Consider the following 22,998-nt stretch of genomic DNA (forward strand, 5'->3'; position numbering starts at 1 on the left):
TCCACCTCCCTCTTCCTAAGTCTGCTAATCCCGAAGGCTCCTGCCGGTCAGCGTTAGGAACACACTTTCCAAATTCGGCTCGGACGCTTGAACGGAACGAATCTCAATGCCTTGCGCCATGAATTGCTGAATGATTTTATTCAGGTTATTGACTCCTGCGTCGGAGCTGATGTGCACGATATTCTCCTTCACTTCAACCGATTTGACGCCTGCAATCTCCTTCAACTTGTTCGCTTCAAGATGGGCGGCCGTTTGCACTTCGATCCCGATATCCTTCTGGTCCGTAATAATGGCCTTCAGCTGTGCCTTCGTGCCCTCCGCTATGATCTTGCCGTGGTCGATAATGGCAATCCGAGTGCAGAGCTCCTCCACTTCCTCCATATAATGGCTCGTGTACAGGATCGTGCTGCCCATCTCGTTCAGCTTCCTGACCGAGTTCAGGATATAGTTCCTCGATTGGGGGTCGATGCCGACGGTCGGCTCATCCATGATGATCAGCTTCGGTCTGTGGGCAATCGCGCAAGCGATATTCAGTCGTCTCTTCATGCCTCCGGAGAAGCTCTTCGGGTACATCTTATGTTTGTCGCTAAGTCCGACGAAGGCAAGCGCCTCTTCGGCCCTGCTCCTAAGCTCCGACCCTCTCAATCCATATAATCCGGCAAAAAAATGAACATTCTCATATGCGGTCAGATCCTCGTAAATCGCGACCTCTTGCGGAACCATGCCGATCTGCTGCTTCGCGAACCTTCGATGCTTCGTCAGATTCTTGCCCAGGACATGAACCTCTCCCTTGGTCATGGGCATGAGCGACGATATGATATTGATGGTTGTGCTCTTGCCTGCTCCGTTCGCGCCCAGGAAGCCGAAAATCTCGCCTTCCCGTATGTTCAGCGACAGCTGGTCTACCGCTATGAAATCCCCAAACTTTTTCGTGAGCCCTTTGATCTCCAGCACGTTCATACGTTTTTCGCCTCCATATTCCATCCACGCATCAACCGGTGGACTTGATCTGTATGTATCGTACGAAAAAAGGATGCCCTTGCGATAGTGCACAAGTTCATCCTTACCCATGAGAATATTCATGTTATTGACGATCCAAATCTTCACCCTTGTGGGGAAATGTCTTGTTTGACGATATCCCTAACCCGCCAAATGCGCTTACCAGCTTTAGCTATAAGGAATTAGAGTGGTCACCGAGAAGCCGCTCGAGCCATCCACGATCACGGTTCCATTCACGACCGCGGCCCGTTCCTCCATGCCTATAATCCCAAGACCCTTGATTACCTTCTGCATGCCCTTGCCGTTGTCGCTGACCTTGGCCTTGATCATGGTGCCCAGAACTTCGATATGTAACGAGACTGCCGTTGCATTCGCATACTTCATCGTATTGGTTAACGCTTCCTGGGTATTATCCTGAATGATTTTCCACTGAAGCGGCGTAATCACATCCATATTGCCCTCATGCGTTAATACGGTCTTGATCGGGTGCTGAGCGGAGAACTCCTCCAGAAATAAACGCATTCGGTTGATGCCGAGCTGCTCCGTTGGGGGCTTCACGTTCTTCAGAACCAGCCTGATGCTCTCAATGCCTTCTTTAGAGATGGATATGGCATTTTGCAGCAGCTCGGCGGACTTGTCCGGATTCGATGTCATCAAGCGCTTGGCCGCTTCCATCTGAATCAAAGCTCCCGTCATGGAATGCCCGATCTTGTCATGAATCTCCTGGGACAGCCGGTTTCGCTCTTCCAGCTTAAACATATATTCAAACTGCCGGATGTACTCATTATTTTCGCTCAGCCGCTGGGTCAACCGATCGAGTTCACGATGCATCTGCTCGTTCTGCTCCTGGTAGGATGCGGCTCGGTTAACAAAGGTTCTGAGCATCGTAAGATAAATATAGGATAGAACGGATGTAGAAACATAGGTCATAACAAACCCCTGAGGCATGATAAGCGCTGGAACCAGCAGGGGGATCAGGATCATCCAGCTTCTGCGAATGTAAAGCGACAACAGCTCGTACAGATTCACGGGAAGCAGTATGAGGAGCAGCGGATGGATGTAGAATGAGGAAGCCATGGCAACAAGAATCGCAAGCAGCATGAGGTACGGCTGTATGCTTCGGCTCTTGAAAATATAGACGGATACATTCACGGACAGGTAGAGAAGAACGACAAGGATATACCATGGCGTCATCGCAAGATCAGAGGCATACGACTGGCTGATCACATACAGGAACAGCATGCTTTTGAACCCGATGACCCACAGTTCGGCATAGTTTCGGCGTTCGCTCACTTATTCACTTCTCCCGTCAGATAAAAAATCGCAATCTGGGTTCGATGCTCCAAACCTGTCTTGCTGAGAACCGAAGTGATGTGATTGGCAATCGTGCCTTCGGAAATAAACAGCTTCTTCGAGATTTCCTTGTTGGCCAGCCCTTTGGCGATGAGCGCCATAATATCCAGTTCCCTTTCGGTGAATAGGCTTCGGTCGAACTTGTTTGCCTTGTCTTCCTTGTCTGTCTTATCAGGCTTTCCGGGGGACAGCCCGGATTTGATTTTATCCAGTACGACGTCCTGGAGCACATGATGGCCGTGGTACACGGTTTTGATCGCATCGCGAATCCGTTCCGGGTCGTTATTCTTTAGCAGATAACCCTTGGCGCCATTCAGGATCGCATCGGTAATGTGTTCATCGTCGTCGAAGGTCGTTAAGATCAGCGTCTTGGTCTTCGTACGCTCCGTGAGCTGTTTCGTGGCCTCAACGCCATTCAGGTTCGGCATCCGGACATCCATCAGAGCCACATCCACTTCGTGCGCTTCGCAAAAGGCGACCGCTTCTTGTCCGTCTTCGACGGTCGCCACCACGTCGAACTCATCAAACGTCGCCAGAATGATCTTCATGCCTTCCCTGATAAATGAGTTATCGTCCGCAATGATCACTTTGATCTTCAATTTACGCTCACGCTCCCTTATTCAGGATTATACAGCCTGCCATCCTGAAGAACGATAGTATTTTATTCACTATAATAAAGGGAGCAACGTCCCGATGCTGCGACTTTGGCATGATCCCGTCCACATGAACCGGTCGGCTTGAGCAAACTATAGAAAGCAGTGCAGGGATGAACCCCGCACTGCTTAGGTGCCAACCTATTCTATTAAGAAGCGGCAATTGATTTTCTCTTGTCTGAACGTCTCCCTTTCTTGAATGTCGAGGCCAGCAGCAGAACAAGAAAACCTCCGGCTATAAACCACATTACCGCGGAATGCGAAGAAGATGGAGCATATCCGTCAAAATACATCACATCCCGGAGAGCGGAAGCGGCAAAGCGCAGCGGCGTCCAGGAATACAGCCAGTCCTGCGTTGCCTGGGGCAAAAACTCCGGCGCCATATTGAGAAGCGGCATCGAGAAGAACATCAGGAGCACCAAGATGCCCATGGCCGGTAGCCCGATCCAGTTCAACAAGGTCGACTGTAGAAGGAAAAAAGCGGAACCGGCCAGCCACAGCATCAGCCATACGCTGCCCCCGTTCGCAAGCTCCATGCCATACCACGAGGAAGCCATCCATACCAGAAAACCGGAGGTCAGACCCGCCAGGAGCAAACCGGCAGCACCTTGCAGCAGTATCGCGATTCCCCGGCCGCTGCCTTCAGCCACTGCTTTCTGCAGCGCCTGGAACAGGAATACGCTAAGGATCAGGCAGCCGATCCATAGAATCTGTATCAGCATCCCCGACGCATTGCCGCTTGCGTGGTTAGCACCCACAGGATGAACGACTTCCTCATGGACCTCGAACGGGGTCAGCAGGGCCTGTGCGGTTGTGACCGGCAGCATATCCGTCTGCGTGCCGATCATGGTCAATGCCTGCTTGGATAGCTCCGCTCCCGCCATCTTCATCGCTTGCCCGAGCATCTGCTTCACCGCGGCGGATGCCTGCGTGCTCATCCCCTCGTTCACCAGCACCTGCACCACAGCGGGCTTCGGAGCAGGCGACTGCAGCGACAAGATACCCGCGCTTAAGTTCTCAGGCAGCACGAGGGCACCGTAATACTTCTGGCTGTCGAGCCCTTCCCTTGCCTCCGCTTCCGAAATCACGATCTCCCACTGAATGGGCATCTGCGAGTTTCCCTGCAGCATCCCCTTTATCATGCCGCCAACAGCAAGGGGTTCGCCGTTCGGTAACTCCGCCGACTGATCCAAGACCACCAGTGCAACCGGAAGGGACTTCGGCTTCGCTCCCACGATCGAACCCATCATGGCTACGCCGAAGACTGCCAGCACCAGAAGGACAACCAATGCGCCGATCCACAGCATTTTTTGTCTTAAAAACCCCATATCAATCACTCCTCGTTATTAATGAACAGACTGTTGATTAATAATCACAGCGTTAATTATAATGAAGAGAGAGATTTGTTCAATCATCAGCTTTCAGCGGAGTGTTCATTACTAATCAGTGTACGAGCCCTCTGTTGATTAAGTCTTCACATTGTACTTGGAGGGGAATTCCTTGACTAAAAAGGCGGATCGTAGGCAAGTCCGGACCAATCAGCTGCTGCGGCAAACCTTGTTCGAGCTTATGGGCGAAAAAAACATCAGCGCAATTACCGTCACCGATATCGCCAATCGCGCCAATATCAACCGCGGTACCTTCTATCTGCATTATCGGGATGTGCCGGATATGCTGGATAAGATCAAGGAAGAGGTGCTTCAGAAGATTGAGAAGATCGTGGTCCATATCGATCCCAGGGATTCCAGGGACTATGCGGAAAAGGGAGAGCCTTATCCGGCGTCAGAACAAATATTCGAAGAGCTCGTCCGGCACGCCGACTTCTTCAAGGCTATTGTCGGCCCGAATGGGGACATTTCCTTCGTTCGGCAATTCAGGGAGTTCATGAAGGAGCATATGTTTGCCAAGCATGCGTTCAGAATGCCCACAGGCGGGAATCAGATCATTCCGAGCGATTACCTGATCGCTTATATGATCTCCGCCAATATCGGCTTGGTCATACACTGGATCGAGTCCGGGATGAACAAGTCCGCAAGAGAGATGGGCATCATGATGACGCAGTTGATCAACTACGGCCCGTTGATCACTTCAGGGATTGTTCAAAAACCATAGGGAACGCAAAGAAAGAGAAGCGGAGGTTCCCTCGCTTCTCTTCTATCGTTACATGCATGTATACGCATGCCCGTGTTCTAATTGATCAATTGCTTCACTAATTCGCGATTGCGCTCCTTGAATACCTCGTTATGCGAAGAGACCATCGCGTACTTCCTGGCATCAGGCTCAATGAACTGCTTCGCGCTGTTCACCGCGTTCGCGGCATCCTGGAAGGCGCCTGCAATCAGGTGCAGCTTCCCGTCAAAATGCAGGATGTCGCCGGCAGCATACAGTCCCGGTATGGAAGAATTACAGCTTGCGTTGCCCGCGATATAGTAGTCATCCACCCGGTGAATATCAAGGTTGCTGTTCTCCAGCAGCGACATATCCCGTTCATAGCCATGGTTAATGATGACCTCGTCTACGGCTAAATAGGAAACTTCCCCTGTCGCATTATTGGTCAATTCTACGCGCTCAATCACCTCATGATTATCCGAAGCAATGAGCTTCGTGATCGATGTATTAAGATGGCAGGTCGCCTTACTGTTCATCAGCTGCTCGACCTGGGCTTCATGGCCTGACAATTCGTCCTTGCGATAGGCCAGGTAGACCTTCTTCGCCACAGGCTCCAGCTCGTTCGCCCAATCTACGGCTGAATTCCCTCCGCCGGACACAATGACGGTTTTGCCCTTGAAATGCTGCAGGGACTTCACGTAGTTCAGGTTCGACACTTCGAACCGCTCGGCTCCTTCAATCTCCAGCTTCTGCGGATTCAAGATGCCTCCGCCGACCGCCACGATGACCGTTTTGGACAGATGCACGCCGGAATTCGCCGTATGTAATTCGAACAGTCCTTCCTCATTGCGGGCGATCGATTCAACCTTCTCGTTTAACAGCACTTCGGGATTGAACGTCAGGCCTTGCTGAACCATTTGCTCGATCAGCTTCGCGCCTGGAATCGGCGTCAATCCGCCGACGTCCCATATCATTTTCTCCGGATATACGTGAACCTTTCCGCCAAGCATGGGCTGATATTCTATTATCTTGGTCTTCATGCCACGCAGTCCACTATAAAAAGCGGAATACAATCCCGCTGGTCCTCCGCCAATAACCGTTACATCAAATATCTCATTCCCACTCATGCGTTTCACTCCCGGTCTATAAATTAAAAGGCTGTTTGTGATCACCTTGTAACGTAAATGATTATCATTATCAATTAGTATACGTTGCCTTTGCCCTTTTTACAATCAAACATTTAGAAAAAATTCATTTTGTCACAATTTCGCCTAGATATAGGCCTGTAATATTCCACTGAACTATATATGGGTATTTTTCGGCTGAAACATGAATATTATTTGAAATTTCCATTAAGATATTTATTGACAACGGCGCAGCCTCACATTATATTTATGGATGAAATTGAGAATCATTATCGTTTGATAGCTAACTACTCTGGAGGTGAAATGATGATTCGCCTAAGTACAGATCGAATAAGCGTCGGTTATGGCGAGAATCTGATATTGAATCGTCTTAACGTAGATATTCCCGATAAAAGAATCACGACCATCATTGGGCCTAACGGCTGCGGCAAATCCACTCTTTTGAAGGCTGTTACCCGCATCATTCCTTATCAATCCGGGGCTGCCATTCTGGACGGGGAAGAAATCGCCAAGATGAACACCAAGCTGCTGGCGAAGAAGCTGGCCATTCTGCCCCAGACTCCGGAAGGACCGGGCGGATTGACGGTGGGCGAACTCGTGTCCTACGGGCGCTATCCCCATCAGCGCGGTTTTGGCCGCTTGACCAAACAGGATATGGACGTCATCGACTGGGCGCTCGAAGTTACCGGAACCCAGGATTATAAATACCGTTCGGTAGATGCCCTGTCCGGCGGACAGCGCCAGCGGGTATGGATTGCGATGGCACTCGCGCAGGAGACCGAAATGATCTTCCTCGACGAGCCGACCACGTATCTGGACATGGCGCATCAACTGGAGATTCTGGAACTGCTCGAGAGGCTCAATATCGAACAAGAGCGGACCATCGTCATGGTTCTGCACGATTTGAACCAAGCCGCCCGATTCGCGGATTACATTATCGCGATGAAGGATGGAGATATCATTCAGGCCGGCGATCCGGAAGCCGTCATTTCGCACGAGGTATTAAAGAAAGTATTCCATATCGACGCAGAGATCGGCCGCGATCCGCGCACGGCGAAGCCGATCTGCATCACTTATAATCTATTAAAAGGGGAAAAAGAGGACATACTCAAAACGGCGGAGCATAACGACAACTACGAAGAAGCTGCCCCTCCCGTTTATCGCACTGCTGTTCATTCTTAGGGCCTGCGGCAATCCCGGAACCATTACATATGAGTCCGAGAACGGACCCGCTTAAGTGCCTGCCAATTTCGCAGCGCGTGATTGTGTTATCCGCCTTCGTGGGCGCCCTGCTTGTACTCGGCGTCAACATGAACAGCGGATACTATTCTGCTGGATTACCAAAGCTCTCATTGCACGCCCGCGGGTGTGATGGGGGCTTCTTCAATTCTGAGTTATTTTGTAAAAATAAAGAGGACACCACATGAGTGCCCTCTTGAATCCAATTCTTCTGAACTTTGCTGTACCTCGCGCTTGCCTTCACTTCTTCCCACGGTTTGCAGCCTCTTCGAGACGGCGAAACCGTTTCAAATCCGACTTGCGAATCGGAATCGGCTCCCGGCTCAGCAGCTTCACTACCGCAACGATCATCAGAAGCAGCAGTACGGTGAACGGCAATGCCGCAATCAGCGAAGCTGTCTGTAAGGCTTCAAGGCCACCTGCATACAGCAGGACGCCGGCAATGGCTGCCATCAGCGTGCCCCACACGATTTTTGCCGTTTGGGGAGGGTTCAAGCTGCCATAAGTGGTCATGCTGGCTAATATATACGTTGCTGAATCCGCGGACGTTACCAGGAACGTCAGAATAAGGATAATCGCCAGCACGTTCATGACGGAAGCGAATGGCAATTGGTTGAACAATTGGAACAGTGCCGACGTGACATCCGCGTTAACAGCTGCGGCTATCCCGGTGTTCTCGTGCAGGTCAAACCAGATGGCCGTCCCGCCGAACACGGCGATCCAGAGACAGGCAATGACCGGGGGGACAACCATCACGCCCACAATGAATTCGCGAACCGTCCTTCCCTTGGATACCCTTGCCACGAAAGCTCCCACATACGGCGACCAAGCAATCGCCCACGCCCAGTAAAATATCGTCCACTCCCGTACCCATGTGCCTTCCGCATAGGGTTGGAGCCTTAAACTGTACGAGACAAAATTCGTAATGTAGTCGCCAAGCGCTAATGTGAATGTCTCCAAGATGAATACGGAGGGTCCGCAAATAAACACAAACAATAAAAAGGCTAGCGCCATCGCAAGGTTGAGGTTGCTTAAGTATTTAATCCCCTTGTCCAGTCCCGTTGTCGACGAGATCATGTAAGCGACAAAAATAATCCCCAGCATCAATAACTGCAATCCAACGCCATTATTAATTCCCATAATGGTATTCAACCCGCCGCTCATTTGCAGAACGCCGAGTCCGATCGAAGTAGCGATACCCATGACCGTTGCAATGACCGCCAGGATATCAATCATATTCTTCACGCTGCGCTTTGAACCGGTAACAGGCTCAAGCGCGGTAGACACCAGCCCATCCTTCTGCTTGCGGAACTGTAGAAACGCAATCACAAGCCCGACTAAGGCAAACACGGACCATTGACTGATCCCCCAGTGAAAAAAGGAATAGCCCATAGCCAGGCGTGCCGCGTCTACGCCTTGTGCTTCGACGCCTCCGAAGGGCGTCTTAAAAAAGTGACTCATGGGTTCAGCCACGCCCCAAAACACCAGCCCCACGCCAAATCCTGCGGAGAACAGCATGCCGATCCAGGTGAAGAACGGATACTCGGGCTTCTCCTTATCTCCGCCAAGGCGAATCGTGCCGTATTTGCTGGCCGCAACCCAGATCAGAAATATGATAATCGCAAAGATCGAGAGCAAATAGAACCAGCCGAACGTATTCGTCGTAAATCTGTACAGATACCCTGCCACTTCACCAAAAGCGCCGGGTTTAACGGCTCCCAGTATAGCCAGCACGGCAATAATGACAGCTGATACCGAAAACACGATATTCTTCAGTAAACTTCCTTTCACAAGCTCCACCTCAGCAGATAAGTCATCGTAGTCCCATACAGTATTTGTATTTAAACCAGAATTGATGTACTTAATCGCTGAATGTGTGCTGCATCGGGTACTTATCCGATCAAAGAGTTCGTTATTTCCCCTTAGAATCTTGTTGAGATCCGATATACTGCTGGCCCAAAGTGACCATTTGCTCCAGTACCGCTTCAAACTGTCGGCCAAACTCCGTGATCGAATATTCCACCTTGGGAGGCATCTCATGAAACACGGTCCGCTTCACAATGCCGTCCTCCTCCAACTCCCGTAATTGCAAGGTCAGCACGTGCCGCGATACTTCAGGAATTTTCCGGTGAAGCTCACCGAAACGGCGGGTTTCCTGAAACAGCTCATATAGAATTCGAGGCTTCCACTTTCCGCTAATCATGTGCAGGCCGACTTCAGCCGGACACCCGAAACTCTCATCCTGATAGGGCATTTTGCTATTCCTCAACTCCCTTGGTCATGAATTGATGACTAGGTCACATTATTCTGCGTACTTACCCTGGCTTTCTTTTTCAGATAGGCTATTGATTATCATCTTACAGAAAGAGGAGATACAATGAAACCATCAAATCCTTCAAAACCCGTATGGAAGCCGGAAGATATGAATGCAGCCTTTGCAGACGCGTATAATAGTGAGGATATCGATCAGCTGCTGGCACTGTATGAACCGAACAGCGTTCATGTCCACCGAAACGGAAGCCTGGAAATCGGAATCCATTCCTTCCGCCATACGTTGGAGGAACTACTGCGGCTCAAAGGTACCATGGTCTCCACCAATGTATACTGTATCCCGTTTGAAAATATCGCTATGCTGCGTGCTCGGTTCACCCTGCAAACGACCGATCCGGATGGCCAACCGCTGGTGCTGCAAGGACATACCTCCGAGATCGTGAGACAACAGCCCGATGGAAGCTGGCTGTACATCGTGGACCATCCTTTCGGTTCGGATACATGGGGATGACCGTAAGATTCGTTATATCGGTGGTACAAAAAAAAGCAATCCGCCCTTGTCATGAACAAGCGGATTGCTTCTTGAGATTCATTGCATCATTCCTTGACGAATTCCTTCGTGCTGCGCACCGTATCAATCGGGCGAACCATGCTCTCGATCTGCTCGCGCTTCGGCTCCAGGAATGGAGGCAGGGACAATTTTTCGCCCAGCGTTTCATACGGCTCATCCCCCATGAAGCCCGGACCGTCGGTGGCAAACTCGAACAGAATCTGCGGCGCGACGCGTGCGTACAGGGACTGGAAGAAATAGCGGTCGACAAAGCCCGACGTATGGAATTGGAAGTCGTCCAGACGCTTGATCCAGTGCTCCAGCACCGAACGGTCCTCTACCCGGAAGGCCGCGTGGTGAACGGTACCGAAGCCCTGCTGGGCCCGCGGGAGCACGGCGTTGTACTCGACAACGACCTGCGCGCCATTGCCGCCCTCACCTACCTCAAACAGATGAAGCGAGCCTTCCTTGCCGATTTCCTTAAACTGAAGCACTTTCTCCATCACTTCTTTGAAATGATCGAAATTGGACACCCGCACAAAGACCGGGCCAAGTCCTGTAATCGCATGCTCCAAGGGAATCGGCCCCTTCTGCCAAGGCGTTCCCGAAGCCACGCCTTCATTGTTCTCGTCGGAGATGAGTTGATATTGCTGATCGTCGAAATCAACAAAAGCGAGTGTCTTTTTGCCGAATAACTCTTGAATGCCTTGATGTTTCACGTTCATCCGATCAAATCGCTTGACCCAATAGTCCAGCGCTGCATCGTTAGGAACACGGAACGAGGTTTTGTAGATCTCGTCCGTACCGTGTCTGCCCTTCGGAATACCCGGGAAGTCGAAGAAGGTCATATCCGTGCCTGCACTGCCCTTGTCATCCGCAAAGAACAGGTGGTAGGTCTGAATATCGTCCTGGTTAACCGTCTTCTTAACGAGCCGCATGCCCAGCACATAGGTGAAGAACTCGTAGTTCTTCTCGGCACTGCTCGTAATGGCTGTTACGTGGTGAATTCCTTTTAATCCGTTCATAGTTAAACGCCTCCGTCTCTTATATCGTAAAGTGTGTGTCGAATCTGTTTCATTTATTATTTCGATTTAAAACATCTTTAATTTAAGATAATAATATCACGGCTTTCCTCTTCCGTCAAGCATCAACATTCGCAGCCATAACCAATAAAAAAACAGCCGGACATCAGATCCGGCCGTTCTATTCATTTCGCCTTGATCTCTACATGGACGCTATGAGCCTGTATTGGATAATCCAATGACGGGTAACAGCTCGATGCGTCGATGCGTCTCCTCATGATACAACCATCCATCCCGAACGTGATCCACAAACAAAATGCCGTTCAGGTGATCAATCTCATGCTGCATGCATCTGGCCAGATAATCCTCGCCCTTCAGGATTACCGTCTCGCCTTGCCGGTTCAATGTCTTCACCGTCACTTTGTCGGCTCTCTTCACGTATCCGTAGTAGCCCGGATAAGAGAGGCACGCTTCAGGGCCCATTTGTTCCCCGTCCATCTCCACGATTTCAGGATTAATCAGTTCGATCAGCCCTTCTCCGCAGTCCATGACAATAAGCCTTCGCAAAATGCCGATTTGCGGTGCGGCAAGGCCGGCGCGCCCATCGCTGTCGTACAGCGTCTCGACCATATCATCCAGTATCTTTAATACTCTGGCATTCACGGAATCGACCGGCCGGGCAATTTTGCGCAGGATGGGATCGCCGAATGGCACAATAGGTTTCACCGTCATTCTCTTAAGCCCCCTTAGTTTTGGAAGGAGGTGTATGCACCCATAAGTCACTTGGAGTACACTCTAAGGTTGTGCAAAGGGCATCTAACGTCTCTGCCTTCATCTGCTTGGGCTGGTTCGTCAGCAATGCGCTAATGGAAGCAGCCGACAGGCTGTAATCCGCCTTCTCTTTCATCAGCCGCGCCAAAGCCGCTCCCGACCATATCCCTCTCTCTGCCATCACGTTACGTAACATCCATTCGAGCAAAGGGTCACCCTCCCGTTCATCAAAATATTAGCTTACACCTAATTTTATTAGGTATTGCCTAATATCTCAAGCCCATTTCTTTGGGGTCTGACAAAAGTGGTGCTATAGAGGTCCTGATGACCCTTCGCTGACACTTAATCGGAAGAGATATTTTATGCAGGCTTGGATTCGTTCCGGGACAGCCGTTTCTTAGCGTTCCTGGCTCTGCCTGCAAGGCTGGTCCCGATCACGCCGACAATGACGAGCGCTGCTCCGATGACATGATAGTAAGCCAGCTTTTCATTCAAGAAGGCGACGCCTCCAAAAATCGTGACAACGGTAGCCAGATTGTTAAAGATACCCATCCGGGAAGCCTCGATCTGGGACAAGGCATAGTTGGACAGGAGCGATGTTCCCAGGGAGGACAAGACGCCGAGATAAAGAACCGCCCAGACGAAGGATGAGTGCATAAACGGGTCAAAATAATGGACGAGCGTCCCTAGCGCTGCATGCTGAGCAACCGACATCAGGTTAAACAGCACGAATCCGATCATCGACATGATGAAGGTGATATCCAGTACCGACTGCTTCTGCGTCATCCTGCGGGCCATCACGCTGTAAATGGCATTGGATAGCGCAGAGAGCAAAATCAGCACAATTCCGAGCGTGCTCGATTGCTCGAAGGACACGCCTTTTAACACAAAGATGGAGATGATCCCTGTCACCGACAACACGGTAAACAGCTTTTGTGCCCAGCTGGAGCGCTCCTTCAAGAACAGCGACGCCAAGAGCAGCGTAAAGATCGGTACGGTAGCGTGGATAATTCCCGCCTCGGCCGAACTGGTATAAACTAACCCGAAGGTTTGCAGCGTAAAGAACAGGAACGGATAGAATATGGCCAGCGGCACGATGGTCAGCAGCCGTTTCAGATCCATCGGGACCTTTCTGCGGGCAATGAGGAGGCCCAGCGATGCGGCTAAGAACGAAATGGTAAACCGGTGCGCCAGCGTATCCAGCGGGTTAGCATGGATCAGCGCCAGCTTTACGAACATAAACGAAAAACCAATGATGGACGTATATCCCAAAGCGGCGGCATAGGCACGGCTTGTATGCGGTATATTCATGATATGTGTTCTCCTTCATCTTCTCTTTTGCTTCCTAACCGAGAGGTTGGTGCAGTTGCTATTTATCTTAATGCAGGAAGAACATCATTACGATTTGAAATAACGCTAACTGTACCGGTACAGTTAGCGCGATGAAGGAGGTAACAACAATAAGGCTGTTTTCCGTCATCCCAGGATGACAGAAAACAGCCCCGTTATACTTCAACTTGCATTCTCTCATAACAGGCATCGGCATTGCCGACCCGTTATCGATAAAAAAACCGTTAGTCGCGTTCGACCGAAATCCAGCCGTCACCCTCGAGATGAAGCGTTGCGCCAAGCGCTTCGGCCATAAACCGGAGCGGAACGTAGGTAGATCCGTTGCTATGAACGAATGGGGATTCCGCCAGCGTGACGTTTTTACCGCCGACGCTGGCTTTTTTGGAGCCTACGGTCACCACGATTTCTTCTCCCGTCAAATCATTGATAACTATAATTCTCTTCGAGCCTTTGCTCCACTTCACTTCGGCATCCAGCTGATCTGCCAGGTAACGAAGCGGAACGAAGCTTTGATTGTTCTTCTTGATTACACCATATCCATAATCATCGCTAGCGGGACTGAGGAACATCGACTTTTGCGTAATCTTCAGATCATCCTTCAACACGTTATAAATAAGGGAATCCTTCTCGAAGTTCCGCAGCACTTGACCCGGCGTCACGGATTCATTCAGGACGTCCAGCACGCCTTTGGACGTGTCGACCTTATTGGCTTTCACTGCGCCGCCGATATTCCAGACCTCACCTTTGGAATACACCTTGAAGGCCTTCAATGGCAGGTCCTCGGATGCCGGAAGCGCGACGGTCAGCTCCAGCGCATTCTTGCGCGTATTCAGCTTCTCGTCGAAGTAATAGTCCAGTTTGAGGACCGTATCCTTGCCGAAGACGGTTTCGGATCCCGGAAGCTCCTCCAATAACTGCTCCTTCTGTTCATCATAGTTCTCCGTGAATTCGGTCAGCGCGCCATGCACGATCTCGTAGAGCGACGCGACGACCTCTTCCTTGGATTCCTGCGGCAGGAGTTCAACGTCTTCGCCGTATGCCTCGCCGATGCTGGTTATCATCGGATAAATGGCGTCATAAGCATCGCCGATCACCTGCTTCAAGCCGGCTTCGTCTTTAAGCAGACTTTCGGCGAAAGGCTTAATCATGTTCAAAATCTCTTCGCCCGTAAGCTCCATCTGAAGATGCGTTAGGTTCAAGCTCTCTCCGTTCACCTTCTCCTGGACCGGCTTCACCGAAACTTTGGACGGGTTCGGGAAATGCTTCAGGACGAGTCCTGCCGCCTTCTTCACGACATCTTGAATCGCCTGCTCATACTGGCTGGTGTCAGGCATTCCCGGAACGGTTGTATCCATCGATAGATAGAACGGCTGCTTCGCCCCGTCCAATTGAATCGCCATTCCCTTGGCATCCATGGACAGATGAAGCGGAATCTTCTTGTCCGAATAATGAACGCTGCCTTGCATGGACACCGTATTGCTATCCTCCACGATGGCATGGTCAATATTCAAGGATAACGAATTAATAAGATCAATCGCTTCTTTATCTTCAGACGATAGGGCCTTGTCCGCAGGCACCACCTCGAATCGAATACTTGCGCTGGATTCGCTGGATTTCACGTCAAGACTGGTCAGCATCGCCTTGTTGATATCCAGTCCCCCGACGGCCTGACATCCTGTCATAACGACCAACACGGCTGCAATGAGTACGGTCAACCATTTGAACTTCTTATACATTTTGATATTCGTCCCCTCCCAGGTCATAGGCTCATTTCTATTATGGGAAGGGAGGAAATGTTTGTAAATAGGTATTTTAGCCTCGTCATGTATGCACATGGGAAGACGCCTCAAGATAGCATATATCGACTTTTTGCTATACACTGGGGAATGAAAATCATGACGGAACAGCGCACATTCATGAAGTGCGGTTTGAACAACCTATTAAAGCGTGGTGAATCTCTTGTTTAAAATTATGCTGATCGAAGACGACGTGACCCTGTTCCATGAAGTGCAGGAGCGTCTCTCGCAATGGTCATATGACGTTTATGGCGTCCGCGATTTCAGTGCCGTACTCCAGGAATTCACAGCGATTCAGCCCGACCTGGTCATTATCGACATCCAGCTGCCGAAGTTTGACGGGTTCCATTGGTGCCGAATGATTCGTTCCCACTCCAACGTCCCGATTATATTCCTGTCTTCCCGGGATCATCCCACCGATATGGTGATGTCCATGCAGCTGGGGGCGGATGATTTCATTCAGAAGCCGTTTCACTTCGATGTCCTGATTGCCAAAATCCAGGCCACCCTGCGCCGGGTATACAATTACAACACCGAGCGGACCGAGCTGAGAACATGGCGGGGAGCCACCGTCGAATTCGGCAAAAATACGATAAGCAGTCCTCAGGGCACGGCTGAACTGACAAAGAATGAAATGTTCATTCTGAAGATCCTCATGGAGCGCAAGAACCAGATCGTCAGCCGGGAGGATCTGATCAAGAGCTTATGGGACAACGAGCATTTTGTCAGCGATAATACGTTAACGGTCAACGTCAATCGTCTGCGCAAGAAGCTGGAGCCCTTGGGACTTGACCCTTACATCGAAACCAAGGTGGGACAAGGTTATATCGCAACGGAAGAGGTCCATGCATGATCATGGCCTACATCCGGGAACGGCTAAGCTGGATTCTGTTATTCGTGTTCTTGCAGCTGATGCTTCTGTTTATAGCCGCGGTGGACGCCCAAATCCCGTTCCTGCCCATCCTCTATATCGTGTTTCTGTCGACGCTGTTCTTCCTGGTGTTTCTGTTCGTCAGATACAACCGGGAAACCAAGTTCTACAAAAGTCTCCAGGCATGGGACGACACCTATGACTTAGCCGCCATCAGCGAGCCGGAGCACCCTTTTGAGGCGATTGCCATGGACATGCTCTCCCTGCAGACCGAGCGTTTCAAGAAGGAATCCTCCATTCGCCTGATGGAGATGCAAGGGGAGAAGGACGAGCTGTTATCCTGGATTCATGAAGTGAAAACGCCGCTCACCACGATGCAATTGATGATCGACCGCATGGAAGACGAAACGTTGAAAGCGCAGCTCCAGTATGAATGGCTCCGCATTCACCTGCTGCTTGACCAGCAGCTGCACCAGAAGCGCATCCCCTTTATTCAGAACGATCTGCTGATCGAGCTATCCGCACTTGAACCGATCATCTTTCAGGAAATACGTGCGCTCAAGTCCTGGTGCATGCAGAAAGGCATTGGGTTTGACGTTTCTCTTGAGGTAACGGAAGTGCTGAGCGACGCTAAATGGCTGGGCTTTATCATCCGCCAGCTGTTGACCAATGCGGTCAAATACAGCTCCGCTTCGGACATTCACATCGGGAGCGATCTCGTGGACGACCATGTCAGACTCATCATTCGGGATGCCGGACGCGGCATTGATCCAAAGGACATGCCCCGGATTTTCGATAAAGGCTTCACGTCCACCACCTCGCATCAGGATAGTGCTGCAACCGGCATGGGGCTCTATCTGACGAAAAAAGTAGCCGAGGCCTTGATGATCCGGATCCAGGTGGAATCAAAGCCGGGCATCGGCACAACCTTTACCTTGATCTTTCCGAAACGGAATGAATTCGTAAGCATTACCGGCATGTGACAACAATGTCACATGCTTTTGCGCTTTGTTCGGCGAATCGAAGGAAAAGGGCTCTCGACTCCTTTATGATAAGAACAGATAACAAAGGAGTGAGTGAAATTGGCAATTCTTGAAGCAAACCAAATTCATAAAAGCTACGGCAACAAATTCAATAAACAGGAAGTGCTGAAAGGCATCGACATCCGCGTGGACAAAGGCGAATTCGTCAGCATCATGGGCGCTTCGGGCTCAGGGAAAACCACCCTGCTGAACGTGCTCTCCTCGATCGACAAAGTGAGCCTCGGCAGCATCAAAATCGAGGGCAAAGAGTTTACGGGCCTCAAGGAGAAGGAGCTGGCCGAGTTCCGGAAGCATCATCTCGGGTTTATTTTCCAGGAGTATAACCTGCTGGATACGCTGACCGTCAAAGAAAACGTCCTGCTGCCGCTCTCCATTAAGAAGGTATCCAAAAAAGAAGCCGATCAAAAATTCCAAAGAATCGCGACCGAGCTTGGCATCTATGAGCTCAAGGATAAATATCCGAACCAAATCTCCGGGGGACAGAAGCAGCGGACCTCCGCGGCCCGCGCGTTCATCCACGATCCGAGCATTATTTTTGCGGATGAGCCGACAGGAGCGCTGGACTCGAAGTCCGCATCCGATCTGTTGAACAAGCTGAGCGAATTAAATCAGAAGATCGACTCCACGATCATCATGGTTACCCATGATCCCGTGGCGGCCAGCTACTGCACCCGGGTGGTCTTCATTAAGGACGGACAGATCTACACCCAGCTGAACAAGGGTGAGCAATCCCGGCAGGCCTTCTTCAACGACATCATCAAGACTCAAGGCGTGCTAGGCGGTGTTCAGAATGAACATTAATTATCTGATCTACCGGAATTTGAAGAAGAATATCAAGAACTATTATCTGTATGTATTTGCGCTGATCTTCAGCGTGGGTCTGTACTTCGCGTTTGTCACGCTGCAGTATGATCCGGCGATGGATGAAGCGAAAGGCTCCCTTAAGGGAGCGGCTGCGCTTGGAGCCGCCTCCGTGCTGCTCGTGGCCATCGTGGCGATCTTCCTGCTGTATGCCAACACGATTTTCATCAAAAGGCGCAGCAAGGAGATCGGACTGTTTCAGCTCATCGGACTGACCAAGGGCAAGATCTTCCGGATCCTCAGTGCGGAGAACCTGATTCTGTACTTCGGCTCCATGGTCATCGGCATCTTTGCCGGCTTCGCGGCTTCGCGCTTAATCCTGATGATCCTGTTCAAGGTGACCGGCGTCGACACCGAAGCAGCCCTCTCCTTCTCGACCGAAGCGCTCATCCAGACCGTGATTGTGTTTGCCGTCATCTATGTGCTGATCATGATCATGAATTATACGTTCATCAAAAGGCAGAGCATTCTCTCCCTCTTCCGCGCGGTATCGACGACCGAGAACCAAATTAAGAAAATGTCCTTCGCCGAAATGCTGTTCGGCCTGCTCGGCATCGGACTCATACTTCTTGGCTACTATGTGTCGACCAAGCTGTTCAGCGGAGATTTCACCACCATGAACGAGCTGTTCATGGCCATGATCCTGATCCTTGGGGCGGTGATCATCGGGACTTATCTGTTCTATAAAGGGTCGGTCAGCTTTATATTCAACGCGATCCGGAAGAGCAAGGGCGGTTACTTGTCCCTGAATAATGTGCTGTCCCTGTCCTCCATCATGTTCCGCATGAAATCGAACGCACTGCTGTTAACGATCATCACGACCGTGTCCGCACTCGCGATCGGACTGCTGTCTCTTAGTTATATTTCGTACTATTCCGCCGAGAAATCGGCCGAGCAAAGCGTGCCTAACCATTTTGCGGTAGCGGATCAGAAGGATTTGTCCGCATTTATCCAGGCACTTACAGATGAAGATATCGAATTTAAGAAGACCGAACGGGACGTAATCCAGGTGAATGCGGACCTATCCGATATTATCGGGGCCAGCCTGGAGGTATCTGGGCAAGTGGATTCCAGCTCCATGATCATCCCGGTAATCAGTGATGCCAGCGTGAAGGGTAAGGATGTTTCCCCCGGTGAGACGCTGTTCACGGGGTACAGTGACGCGATCCAGCAATTCATGGCGATTCAGACCACAGGGGAAATTGAACTCATAAGCCCTAAACAAAGCTTTAAGCAGAAGCTGATCGGCTTGGACAAGGAAGCCTACGTATCCTATTATTATGCAAGCGGCGGGCTGCCGACAGCGATTGTGGACCAGACCGTATTTGATCAGCTGGTTCAGGATCTGGATCCGAAGATCCAGAAGAAGACGAATGTTTACCACGGCATCGATATTGTGGATCCAAACGCTGTGGATCAGGCCAATAAGATCTTTAAGAGCCTCGGCCTTAGCGAGGGAACAGGGAACCTCTCTCAGACGGAAATGGCTTTCAACCAGAAGAGCAATATGGGCTTGATGATGTTCATCGTGGGATTCCTGGGGCTCACCTTCCTGATTACTTCAGGATGCATCCTGTACTTCAAGCAAATGGACGAAGGCGAAGAGGAGAAGCCGAATTACACGATCCTTCGAAAACTGGGATTCACTCAAGGGAACCTGCTGACGGGGATTCAGATCAAGCAGCTGTTCAACTTCGGCATACCGCTGGTCGTCGGCTTGTCCCACAGTTACTTTGCCGTTAAATCCGGCTGGTTCTTCTTCGGAACCGAGCTGTGGCTGCCGATGGTTATGGTAATGCTCCTGTATACGGCGCTGTACTCCATATTCGGTTTGTTGTCGGTCATGTTCTATAAACGGGTAATTAAAGAAGCGTTGTAAACGAGGTGCATGGTTGGGCCCAGGGATGATTCGGGTACCATCCATGCATTTTTTCGTGCGCAGGCGTGAAAAAAACGCGGATTACCATTCCAACGGGCTGCAGCTCTTCTGCAGCTTCCGGATATACACGATTTGACCGATATGATAAGCATTGTGCGTGGCCGCATTACTCACCAATTCCCACCACTTGGCCGGCACTGGGAATCCGTTCACTTCCTGCTCAAGCTTGGCCGCCGACAACAGCTCCTGCCATTGCAGCAAAACCTCAAGCAGCCGATCCCTTAACTCGGCAAAAGTCGCGTTATCCGGAATCATGAAGCTATTATGGTTGTCTCCAATAGAAGGAACGGCATCTACCTGCGATTCGCGGTACCGCGTCTGCCACGTTTCGTTCCAATACAGCAGATGCTGTATGATCTCCGCAATGCTGTGGCTGCCATTGGCCGGCGTCCAGAACGCTTCGTCCTCCGTCAGTTGCTCCACGGATTGCTGGAACGGGACGTGCCAGCTGGGATCGTTCGCGTTCGCTAACAGCTGATTCATTAGAACATCATTTGCATGCGCCATGGGTCATTCACTCCTTCATGCGCCCGGTAATGAGCAGCATCACAAATCATGACTAATTTTACTATAGGATGAAGCCTTGTGATTCGCAAAAAATGATTAAAATCATTCTTTCTCGGCTCGCCACGTCTTGAATAACTTCTACCTCACACGGAACAAATCCAAATAATACTGCGCCGTTGGCGTATCGTTCTTGAAACGCAGCTCGATCTTCTCCCCGCTTCCCTTGCATAGGCCCACCGTAATCTCAAAATAGCTTGCCCCGTGCACCGCATCAACCGGACTGGCCTGTTGGTTATCCTCTTTCATCGTGGTCCGCTCGTTAATCGATAGAATCCGTTCGCAGCCAAAGGCAGGATACGACTCCTTGTATATGTCCTGAAGGGACGATCGGATTACCGGGTATAGCTGCTGCAGCATGGCCTTCTCAAGCTGCTGCTCTCTAGACTTGTCTTGCGGCCCTGCATAAGCTGTGCTGCTTCCCGAGCTTAATAGAAGGAGTCCGCCTGAGAGCAGCAGGCAGATGAAGAATCGTTGGTTCATACGCGTTCACCTTTTCGTTTTTTCTATATAGAGTCTCCTTTTCGATCCTATTTAGTCCGACTTGCAGCTTCGTCCCCCCTATACAAAAAAAGACTGCCCTACAAGGCAGTCTTTCACTGGTTTAAATCGTTGATGAATGCACGATCGCATGGCCGTCGTTCCCGTCGTTTTCTTTTTTCCCGACCAGTATATGATAGAGGGCAATTCCCGCAGCTAGCAGGACCGCCATCGCGACGTACATGCCTCGGAAGCCGACAAGCGGCGTCAGGAAGCCAAGTATCAAGGGGCCGAACCCGATGCCCACGTCCACGAAAATATAAAAGGTCGATGTTGCAAGCCCGATCCGGTGCGCCGGCGAACGCTTAATAGCCAGGGCCTGAGCGCTGGACTGCGTCGTGCCGTAGCCCAGACCGACGAATACGGCCGAGAGCAGCAAGGTCAGGCCGTGATGGGCTTGGCTGAGCAGAACCATCCCGATCGCAAACGATAGAATGGCCGGGTACATCACCACATTGGCCCCTCTCTGGTCAAACCAGCGACCCGTGAACGGTCTCGACAGAATGACCACAATAGCATAGACAATAAAGAAATAACTCGCCACTTGGGCCAGACTGATCTGCCCGGCAAAAATCATCAGGTACGTCAAAATGCTGGAATACCCGAACCCCATGACAAAGCTGACCAGCGAAATCGGCACCGCCTTCGGCTCAATAAAGTTGGATAGCTTCAACCCTTGCAGATCCTTCTTCTGCTCCGCTGTCAGTTTCAGTTTCGGTATGTTCATAAAGAAAGCCGACAGCAGCGAAAGCACCCCTAGCGCCCCGCACAGCGTAAAGTTAGCCATCATCGAAGCATGCTCGTTAATCATCAAACCGATAAAAGGGCCAATTGCCGAAGCGATTATAATGCTTACGCCATAGTAACCTGTACCTTCGCCTCTTCTCGAATTCGGAATCAGGCTGGCCGCAATCGTGCCTGTTGCCGTTGAGGCAAGGGCGAAGGCGATACCGTGCAAGAAACGAACAACGAGCAGCACGCTCAAGCTGTTTACGACGAAGTACAAACCGATGAGAACGCTGAAGGCGATCAGACCGGTAAACAGCAGTTTTTTGCGGCCGACCCGCTCGATGATGCTGCCTCCGACCAACCGTCCAATCAATGCGCCGACGACAAAAATGCTGGAAGCCAGGCCAGCCATTCCCGTCGATGCGTGAAACTCATTCTTTGCATATGAGGACATGATCACCACTAATAAATAAAAACATAAAAATAGCAGGAAATTGACGCCGAACACAATCAAAAAGTCCTTGCTCCACAATCGTTCTCGCGAGTCTGCTTGCTCCAAGTTAATCACCTTTTCTAATAATGTTGTCCCTGACCGTCTCCATCACGCGGATGACCGCATTTTGATCCTCTTCAGAAACGCCTTCCATAACCTCCTGTTCATATTGGTCAAATATCTTGCGAATTTGCAGGAAGACGTCGGCTCCGGCCTTGGATAGCTGAATGCGCTTCTCCCGTTTATCGCGCACCGGGATTTGCTCCACATATTCCAGCTTGATCAGCGCGTTCACGGTTCGGGTGACGGTGGGCTTCTCCACGTACAGCATTCTGGACAGCTCCACCAAAGTCATCGACTGATAAAGATCCAGATAGTACATGATGGACCACTGGGCATAATACAGGTTGTAATCTTCGAGCTTACGATTAAGCTCATTGACGAAAGGGCGATACAGCGTAAAGTATTTATGAAAAAAGTGTCTGTGGGCGTCCATTCGAGACCTCCGTTCAAAATAGTTACCTTGGGTAACTACTTATTGATTATAAAGAGGATCCTTCTGCTTGTCCATCCGGAACGGCCTTCCAAATCCTAGATCAGACTCATGCGGACGGCATGCCGACGCTTATTCTCCCTGTTTAGGAATGGCTCTATTCACGTTTCTGCCGCTTATTACAAATAGCGGTAGACAAAAAAAATC

At 50.7% G+C, this 22,998-nt stretch carries 23 protein-coding genes; 7 read left to right on the forward strand and 16 right to left on the reverse strand.

Features of this window, described 5'->3' with window-relative positions:
* Positions 1–24: 24 nt before the first annotated feature.
* The 4 genes from HMPREF9412_RS09055 to HMPREF9412_RS09070 form a co-directional block, all read right to left on the reverse strand.
* Positions 25–960, reverse strand: a complete 936-nt coding sequence (locus HMPREF9412_RS09055) for an ABC transporter ATP-binding protein (RefSeq protein ID WP_009591165.1) — start codon at positions 958–960, stop codon at positions 25–27.
* A 207-nt stretch (positions 961–1,167) separates the two neighbouring features.
* Complete coding sequence (locus HMPREF9412_RS09060; RefSeq protein WP_050802805.1) at positions 1,168–2,241, reverse strand: sensor histidine kinase; 1,074 nt, start codon at positions 2,239–2,241, stop codon at positions 1,168–1,170.
* A gap of 47 nt (positions 2,242–2,288) precedes the next feature.
* Entirely contained in the window at positions 2,289–2,951 is a 663-nt protein-coding gene (locus HMPREF9412_RS09065) for a response regulator (protein WP_009591200.1), read from the reverse strand.
* A gap of 203 nt (positions 2,952–3,154) precedes the next feature.
* Positions 3,155–4,333, reverse strand: a complete 1,179-nt coding sequence (locus HMPREF9412_RS09070; RefSeq protein ID WP_009591196.1) for a YhgE/Pip domain-containing protein — start codon at positions 4,331–4,333, stop codon at positions 3,155–3,157.
* A gap of 172 nt (positions 4,334–4,505) precedes the next feature.
* Here HMPREF9412_RS09070 and HMPREF9412_RS09075 point away from each other — a divergent pair, with 172 nt between their 5' ends.
* Positions 4,506–5,117 (forward strand): TetR/AcrR family transcriptional regulator, encoded by a 612-nt coding sequence (locus HMPREF9412_RS09075; protein WP_009591146.1) that lies wholly within the window; start codon positions 4,506–4,508, stop codon positions 5,115–5,117.
* A 77-nt stretch (positions 5,118–5,194) separates the two neighbouring features.
* On the opposite strand, the gene HMPREF9412_RS09080 is transcribed toward HMPREF9412_RS09075, so the two are convergent.
* On the reverse strand, positions 5,195–6,241 hold the full coding sequence (locus HMPREF9412_RS09080) for an NAD(P)/FAD-dependent oxidoreductase (RefSeq protein WP_009591190.1): 1,047 nt from the start codon (positions 6,239–6,241) through the stop codon (positions 5,195–5,197).
* A gap of 324 nt (positions 6,242–6,565) precedes the next feature.
* Here HMPREF9412_RS09080 and HMPREF9412_RS09085 point away from each other — a divergent pair, with 324 nt between their 5' ends.
* Positions 6,566–7,441: an ABC transporter ATP-binding protein gene (locus HMPREF9412_RS09085; RefSeq protein ID WP_036671745.1), complete on the forward strand. Its 876-nt coding sequence runs from the start codon at positions 6,566–6,568 to the stop codon at positions 7,439–7,441.
* Positions 7,442–7,738: 297 nt separating this feature from the next.
* Here HMPREF9412_RS09085 and HMPREF9412_RS09090 read toward each other — a convergent pair whose 3' ends face one another.
* Positions 7,739–9,289, reverse strand: a complete 1,551-nt coding sequence (locus HMPREF9412_RS09090; RefSeq protein ID WP_009591181.1) for a BCCT family transporter — start codon at positions 9,287–9,289, stop codon at positions 7,739–7,741.
* 121 nt (positions 9,290–9,410) lie between these two features.
* Complete coding sequence (locus HMPREF9412_RS09095; protein WP_009591131.1) at positions 9,411–9,752, reverse strand: winged helix-turn-helix transcriptional regulator; 342 nt, start codon at positions 9,750–9,752, stop codon at positions 9,411–9,413.
* A 123-nt stretch (positions 9,753–9,875) separates the two neighbouring features.
* Here HMPREF9412_RS09095 and HMPREF9412_RS09100 point away from each other — a divergent pair, with 123 nt between their 5' ends.
* Positions 9,876–10,280 carry a YybH family protein gene (locus HMPREF9412_RS09100; protein ID WP_009591138.1) on the forward strand — a complete coding sequence of 135 codons (405 nt, stop codon included), beginning with the start codon at positions 9,876–9,878 and terminating at the stop codon, positions 10,278–10,280.
* A gap of 86 nt (positions 10,281–10,366) precedes the next feature.
* On the opposite strand, the gene HMPREF9412_RS09105 is transcribed toward HMPREF9412_RS09100, so the two are convergent.
* The 5 genes from HMPREF9412_RS09105 to HMPREF9412_RS09125 all read right to left on the reverse strand — a co-directional run bounded on the left by HMPREF9412_RS09105 (position 10,367) and on the right by HMPREF9412_RS09125 (position 15,198).
* Complete coding sequence (locus HMPREF9412_RS09105; protein WP_009591161.1) at positions 10,367–11,344, reverse strand: ring-cleaving dioxygenase; 978 nt, start codon at positions 11,342–11,344, stop codon at positions 10,367–10,369.
* A gap of 210 nt (positions 11,345–11,554) precedes the next feature.
* Positions 11,555–12,073, reverse strand: a complete 519-nt coding sequence (def, locus tag HMPREF9412_RS09110; protein ID WP_009591212.1) for a peptide deformylase — start codon at positions 12,071–12,073, stop codon at positions 11,555–11,557.
* Between the two features lie 4 nt (positions 12,074–12,077).
* Positions 12,078–12,320: a helix-turn-helix domain-containing protein gene (locus HMPREF9412_RS09115; protein ID WP_009591216.1), complete on the reverse strand. Its 243-nt coding sequence runs from the start codon at positions 12,318–12,320 to the stop codon at positions 12,078–12,080.
* 152 nt (positions 12,321–12,472) lie between these two features.
* Positions 12,473–13,423 (reverse strand): DMT family transporter, encoded by a 951-nt coding sequence (locus HMPREF9412_RS09120; protein ID WP_009591153.1) that lies wholly within the window; start codon positions 13,421–13,423, stop codon positions 12,473–12,475.
* Positions 13,424–13,686: 263 nt separating this feature from the next.
* Positions 13,687–15,198 (reverse strand): copper amine oxidase N-terminal domain-containing protein, encoded by a 1,512-nt coding sequence (locus HMPREF9412_RS09125; RefSeq protein ID WP_036671747.1) that lies wholly within the window; start codon positions 15,196–15,198, stop codon positions 13,687–13,689.
* 223 nt (positions 15,199–15,421) lie between these two features.
* On the opposite strand from HMPREF9412_RS09125, the gene HMPREF9412_RS09130 reads away from it, so the two are divergent.
* From HMPREF9412_RS09130 to HMPREF9412_RS09145, 4 genes are all read left to right on the forward strand, one after another.
* On the forward strand, positions 15,422–16,111 hold the full coding sequence (locus tag HMPREF9412_RS09130; RefSeq protein ID WP_009591170.1) for a response regulator transcription factor: 690 nt from the start codon (positions 15,422–15,424) through the stop codon (positions 16,109–16,111).
* A complete protein-coding gene (locus tag HMPREF9412_RS09135) occupies positions 16,108–17,112 on the forward strand; it encodes a sensor histidine kinase (RefSeq protein WP_009591203.1) in 1,005 nt (334 codons plus the stop codon). The genes HMPREF9412_RS09130 and HMPREF9412_RS09135 overlap by 4 nt, the downstream gene beginning before the upstream one ends.
* A gap of 99 nt (positions 17,113–17,211) precedes the next feature.
* Complete coding sequence (locus HMPREF9412_RS09140; RefSeq protein WP_009591195.1) at positions 17,212–17,973, forward strand: ABC transporter ATP-binding protein; 762 nt, start codon at positions 17,212–17,214, stop codon at positions 17,971–17,973.
* Positions 17,963–19,912 carry an FtsX-like permease family protein gene (locus HMPREF9412_RS09145; RefSeq protein ID WP_009591226.1) on the forward strand — a complete coding sequence of 650 codons (1,950 nt, stop codon included), beginning with the start codon at positions 17,963–17,965 and terminating at the stop codon, positions 19,910–19,912. Before HMPREF9412_RS09140 ends, HMPREF9412_RS09145 begins: the two co-directional genes overlap by 11 nt.
* Before the next feature lie 81 nt (positions 19,913–19,993).
* On the opposite strand, the gene HMPREF9412_RS09150 is transcribed toward HMPREF9412_RS09145, so the two are convergent.
* From HMPREF9412_RS09150 to HMPREF9412_RS09165, 4 genes are all read right to left on the reverse strand, one after another.
* Complete coding sequence (locus tag HMPREF9412_RS09150; RefSeq protein ID WP_009591194.1) at positions 19,994–20,479, reverse strand: DinB family protein; 486 nt, start codon at positions 20,477–20,479, stop codon at positions 19,994–19,996.
* 138 nt (positions 20,480–20,617) lie between these two features.
* Positions 20,618–21,019, reverse strand: coding sequence for a hypothetical protein (locus HMPREF9412_RS09155; RefSeq protein ID WP_009591144.1), 402 nt, complete (start codon positions 21,017–21,019; stop codon positions 20,618–20,620).
* A 121-nt stretch (positions 21,020–21,140) separates the two neighbouring features.
* Positions 21,141–22,373: an MFS transporter gene (locus HMPREF9412_RS09160; protein ID WP_009591208.1), complete on the reverse strand. Its 1,233-nt coding sequence runs from the start codon at positions 22,371–22,373 to the stop codon at positions 21,141–21,143.
* Entirely contained in the window at positions 22,366–22,794 is a 429-nt protein-coding gene (locus HMPREF9412_RS09165) for a MarR family winged helix-turn-helix transcriptional regulator (RefSeq protein ID WP_009591147.1), read from the reverse strand. Before HMPREF9412_RS09165 ends, HMPREF9412_RS09160 begins: the two co-directional genes overlap by 8 nt.
* Positions 22,795–22,998 lie beyond the last annotated feature (204 nt).

Origin of the sequence: Paenibacillus sp. HGF5, from assembly GCF_000204455.1 — a bacterium.
In the GTDB taxonomy this organism is placed as follows: domain Bacteria; phylum Bacillota; class Bacilli; order Paenibacillales; family Paenibacillaceae; genus Paenibacillus_AQ; species Paenibacillus_AQ lautus_A.